5 protein-coding genes are annotated in these 4876 nt (G+C 72.7%); 3 read left to right on the plus strand and 2 right to left on the minus strand.

What is annotated here, in order from left to right:
- Positions 1–98: 98 nt before the first annotated feature.
- The 3 genes from HKK72_RS41840 to HKK72_RS35935 all read left to right on the plus strand — a co-directional run bounded on the left by HKK72_RS41840 (position 99) and on the right by HKK72_RS35935 (position 3738).
- A complete protein-coding gene (locus HKK72_RS41840) occupies positions 99–221 on the plus strand; it encodes a hypothetical protein (protein ID WP_261987531.1) in 123 nt (40 codons plus the stop codon).
- Positions 222–289: 68 nt separating this feature from the next.
- The gene (gene pta, locus HKK72_RS35930; RefSeq protein WP_187238859.1) at positions 290–2410 is read left to right on the plus strand and encodes a phosphate acetyltransferase; all 2121 of its coding nucleotides are present in this window, start codon (positions 290–292) and stop codon (positions 2408–2410) included.
- A complete protein-coding gene (locus HKK72_RS35935; RefSeq protein ID WP_315987618.1) occupies positions 2407–3738 on the plus strand; it encodes an acetate kinase in 1332 nt (443 codons plus the stop codon). The genes pta and HKK72_RS35935 overlap by 4 nt, the downstream gene beginning before the upstream one ends.
- On the opposite strand, the gene HKK72_RS35940 is transcribed toward HKK72_RS35935, so the two are convergent.
- Together HKK72_RS35940 and HKK72_RS35945 are read right to left on the minus strand one after the other, a co-directional pair.
- On the minus strand, positions 3714–4379 hold the full coding sequence (locus HKK72_RS35940; RefSeq protein WP_187238858.1) for a response regulator: 666 nt from the start codon (positions 4377–4379) through the stop codon (positions 3714–3716). The two genes, HKK72_RS35935 and HKK72_RS35940, sit on opposite strands and share 25 nt — an antisense overlap.
- A 20-nt stretch (positions 4380–4399) precedes the next feature.
- The coding region (locus tag HKK72_RS35945; RefSeq protein ID WP_410050381.1) for a sensor histidine kinase at positions 4400–4876 on the minus strand (477 nt) is incomplete at its 5' end.

The following is a 4876-nucleotide window of genomic DNA, read 5'->3' on the forward strand; positions in this document are numbered from 1 at the left end:
AGCCGTTCCGCTTCCGCGGCGTACCCGGCCCGCGCGCCGAGGAACCCTGACCTAGGCGGCACGCGCGCATCCGCCGCCATGACCGGGGCCGGGAGATCATGGCGCGTAGGCTGGGGCCGGGAGGCACTGGACTCCAGGCACTGGAACTCGAGGCACTGGAACTCGAGGCACTGGAACTCGAGGCACTGGAACTCGAGGCACTGGAACTCGAGGCACTGTAACTCGAGGCACTGGAATTCGGGGCACGGGGACGCGCCGCCTCCACGGAGCACGGTCACGGAGGATGACGATGACGCGCGCGGTCTACATCGCGGCCAGTGCCGCCGCCACCAGGAAGGCGGCGATCGCGCTCGGCATGACCGAGCTGCTGGCCCGCCAGGTGGGGCGCGTCGGGGTCTTCCGGCCGGTGGTCCGCCCGGACCGGCCCGACAACATCGTCGAGACGCTGCGTAGCCGCTTCGGGATCGTCCGCTCGGAGGTCGGCGTCTCCTACGCGGACGTGCACGCCGATCCGGAGCGCGCCACGGCCGACATCGTCGCGCGCTACCGCGCGCTGGCCGAGGGCTGCGACGTCGTGGTCATCGTCGGCACGGACCACACCGACGTGGGTGCGCCGGCCGAGTTCTCCTTCAACGCCGCCCTCGCCGCCCACCTCGCCGCCCCCGTGCTGCTGCTGGTGAACGGCCTCGGCCGCTCGCCCGAGGAGATCGTCTCCGCCGTCGAGTTGACCCGCAAGGAGCTCCGCCACGAGCACGCCACCGAGCTCGCGACCGTGGTGACCCGCGTCGCCCCGGACCGCATGCGGGTCCTCCGCGGCCTCCTCACCGGCGGGCTCGCGGGCGCGGCCGGCGGCGAGAGGGCCGGTGAGAAGGCCGCGGGCGGCAGGGCGGCCGAGAGCCCTCCGGCGTTCGTGCTGCCCGAGGACCCGCGGCTGTCCGCCCCCACGATGAGCGACCTGATGGCCGCGTGCCACGGTTATCTGCTGCTCGGCGAGGAGCGCCAGCTCGCCCGTGAGGTCGGCGGCCTCATGGTCGGTGCGATGTCGCTGCCCAACATCCTCGACCGGCTCACCGAGGGGGCGGCGGTCATCATCCCCTCGGACCGCGCCGCCTCGCTGCTGCCCGGCCTGACCGCCGCGCACGGCGCGGCCACCTTCCCGGCGCTGTCGGGGCTCATCCTGAGCGGGGGCATGGACCTGCCCGATCCGGTCGCCCGCCTGTTCGACGGCATGTCAGTGCGCCTGCCGGTGATCATCACCGAGGACGACACCTTCGACACCGCGACGGAGCTGTCGGTCGTCGAAGGGCGGTTCACACCGGACGCACAAGGCAAGATCGAGACCGCGCTCGGGCTGTTCGCCGAGCATGTGGACGGCGAGGTCCTGCTCGAACGTCTTCAGGTCACCCGGGCCGAGGCCGTCACCCCGCTGATGTTCGAGTACGAGCTCGTCGACCGGGCACGCGCCCGCCGACGGCACATCGTGCTGCCCGAGGGCGCCGAGGAGCGGATCCTGCGCGCCACCGACATCCTGCTGCGACGCGGCGTGGCCGATCTGACGCTGCTCGGCGACGAACAGGAGATCCGGGCGAGGGCGGGGGAGTTCGGGCTGGAGATCGACGCGGCCAAGGTGATCAGCCCGTACGACCGCGAGCTGCGCCAGCAGTTCGCCGAGGAGTACGCCACGCTGCGGGCCGGCAAGGGCGTAGGGCTGGATCTGGCCCGTGACACCGTCACGGATGTGTCGTACTTCGGCACGCTCATGGTGCATCTCGGGCTCGCCGACGGCATGGTGTCGGGGGCCGTGCACACGACCGCCCACACGATCCGGCCGGCCTTCGAGATCATCAAGACCGCCCAGGGCGAGGGCATCGTCTCGAGCGTGTTCTTCATGTGCCTCGCCGACCAGGTGCTGGTGTACGGCGACTGCGCCGTCAACCCGGATCCGGACGCCGGACGGCTCGCCGACATCGCGATCTCCTCGGCGGCCACCGCCGCACGGTTCGGCGTCCAGCCGAGGATCGCCATGCTGTCGTACTCGACCGGCGGCTCCGGCCACGGCGAAGAGGTCGACAAGGTGCGCGCCGCGACGCGGATCGTCGCCGAGCGCCGTCCCGACCTGCTGGTCGAAGGTCCGATCCAGTACGACGCCGCGGTCGACCCCGGCGTGGCCGGCACGAAACTTCCCGGCAGCCGCCTGGCCGGCCGGGCGACGGTGTTCATCGTGCCCGACCTGGGCACCGGCAACAATCTCTACAAGGCCGTGCAGCGCAGTGCCGGAGCGGTCGCGGTCGGACCGGTGCTGCAGGGCCTGCGCAAGCCGGTCAACGACCTGTCCCGCGGCGCGACGGTGCAGGACATCGTCAACACCGTGGCCATCACCGCGATCCAGGCGCAGGGAGACACCGAGTGAGCGACGCGCGAGAGGCGCCCGCCACGGCCACCGGAGGCGGGAGCCCGTACGACGGGCAGGCCGGACCGGCGGGCGGGAGGGGTCAGGTGCTGGTGCTCAACACGGGCTCGTCCTCGATCAAGTACCGGCTCCTCGGCACCGAGCCGGTGGGCCGCCTCGCGGCCGGCCTGGTGGAGCGCATCGGCGAGGGCGAGAGCGCGCTGACCCACCGCGGCACCCGCGACCACCGGCGCGTGGAGCCGTACCGAGACCATGACGAGGGGCTGCGGGCCATGCTGGCCGCGTTCGACGCAGCCGGGCCGGCGCTCGACCGGGTGACCGCCATCGGGCACCGCGTCGTGCACGGGGGCAGCCGGTTCAGTGCTCCCGTGCTCATCGACGACGCCGTCGAACGGGTGATCGGCGAGCTCGGCGCGCTCGCCCCGCTGCACAACCCCGCGAACCTGAAGGGCATCCAGGTGGCGCGCCGGGTGTTCCCGAGCGTGCCGCACGTGGCGGTCTTCGACACCGCGTTCCACCAGACGCTGCCGCCCTGGGCGTACACCTACGCGGTGCCGAAGGAGTGGGCCGCCGAGCTGGGCGTGCGCCGCTACGGTTTCCACGGCACCTCCAACGCCTACGTGGTGCGGCGCGCGTCGGCCCTGCTCGGCCGGCCGCTCGAGGGTCTCAACCTGATCGTCCTGCACCTAGGCAACGGCGCGAGCGCCACGGCCGTCTCGGGCGGCCGCAGCGTCGACACCTCGATGGGGCTGACGCCGCTCGAAGGCCTCGTGATGGGCACCCGGTCCGGCGACGTCGACCCGGCACTGCCCGGATTCCTGCGCCGCGGGGCGGGCCTGACCGCCGAGGAGATCGACACGGCGCTCAACCGGCGGAGCGGAATGCTCGCCCTGGCCGGGGCGAACGACCTGCGCGAGGTGTGGCGCCGGGTCGACGCCGGGGATCCGGACGCCGGCCTGGCCGTGCAGGTCTACTGCCACCGGATCCGCCACTATGTCGGGGCCTACTACGCCGTGCTCGGCCGGGTCGACGCGGTGGTGTTCACCGCCGGCGTCGGGGAGAACGACGCACGCGTCCGCGCCGGCGCGCTGTCGGGCCTGGACCGCCTCGGCATCACGATCGACCCGACCCGCAACGACGCATCAGACGGCGAGGTGGGCGGAGCCGGCGTGAGCGGTCCGGACCGGGTCGTCTCGCCCGAGGGCGCCGAGGTGGCGGTGCTGGTGATCCGGACCGACGAGGAGCTGGAGATCGCGAACGAGACCCTCGCCTGCGTCGGCGATGGCGCGGGAGCGCGGACCGGTCAGCCGGCCAGGCCGTTCTCGTAGGCGTAGACGACGGCCTGGGTGCGGTCGCGCAGGGCCAGCTTCGTCAGCACGTGCCCGACGTGGGTCTTCACCGTCTGCTCGGCGAGAAAGAGCTCCTTGGCGATCTCGGCGTTGGACAGGCCGCGCGCGATCAGCCGCAGGACGTCCAGTTCACGCGGGGTCAGCGTCGACGTGGCGTTGGGACTCGGCCGCTCGTGCCGCCGGCGGCGGGCGAAGTCGCTGATCAGACGACGCGTGATCGAGGGCGCCAGCAGCGCGTCGCCGGCCGCCACGATCCGTACGCCGGAGATGAGGTCGGCCGCCGAGGCGTCCTTGAGCAGGAAGCCGCTCGCCCCGGCGCCGAGCGCCTCGTACACGTACTCGTCGAGGTCGAAGGTGGTGAGGACGAGGACCTTCGGCGCCTCCGACGGCACGCCCGGCGTATCGCCGACGATCTCGGCGGTGGCGGCGAGGCCGTCCATCTCCGGCATCCGGATGTCCATGACGATCACATCCGGCTTCAGCTCGCGGGCCAGGTCGACGGCCTCGCGGCCGTTGCCCGCCTGTCCGATCACCTCGATCTCCGGGTCCGAGGACAGCAGCGACGCCAGTCCGTCTCGGATCATCAGTTGGTCGTCGGCGATCAGCACGCGAATAGCCACAAGGGTCACCTTAAGGCCGTTCACCGCGGATCGCCGTAGGGCAGCTCGGCCACGACCGACCAGCCGTTGCCCGGGTCGGGTCCCGCCGACAGTTTGCCGTTGAGCATCGCCACCCGTTCGTGCATCCCGACCAGCCCGTGGCCTCCGCCGGACTCCTGCGGCTGAGTGCGGGCGCCGTCGTCGACGACCCGGACCCGCAGCAGCTCGGGGCCGTACCGCACCTCGACGTCGACCCGTGAGCCCGGCGCGTACCGAGCGGCGTTGCTGAGCGACTCCTGCACAATGCGGTAGGCCGACAGGTCCACCCCGGCGAGAAGCGGCCGGGGCACGCCCACGACCTGGGCGTGGACGGTGAGGCCGGACTGGCGGGCGCGCCCGGTGAGCTCCTCGAGCCGGTCCAGGCCCGGCTGCGGGCGCCGCTCGGCCGCCTCGTCGTCGGCTCGCAGCAGCCCGACGACCCTGCGGGTCTCGGCGAGCGCCTCGCGGGCGGCGTCGCG

Origin of the sequence: Actinomadura sp. HBU206391 (genome assembly GCF_014323665.1) — a bacterium.
Classification (GTDB): domain Bacteria; phylum Actinomycetota; class Actinomycetes; order Streptosporangiales; family Streptosporangiaceae; genus Actinomadura_C.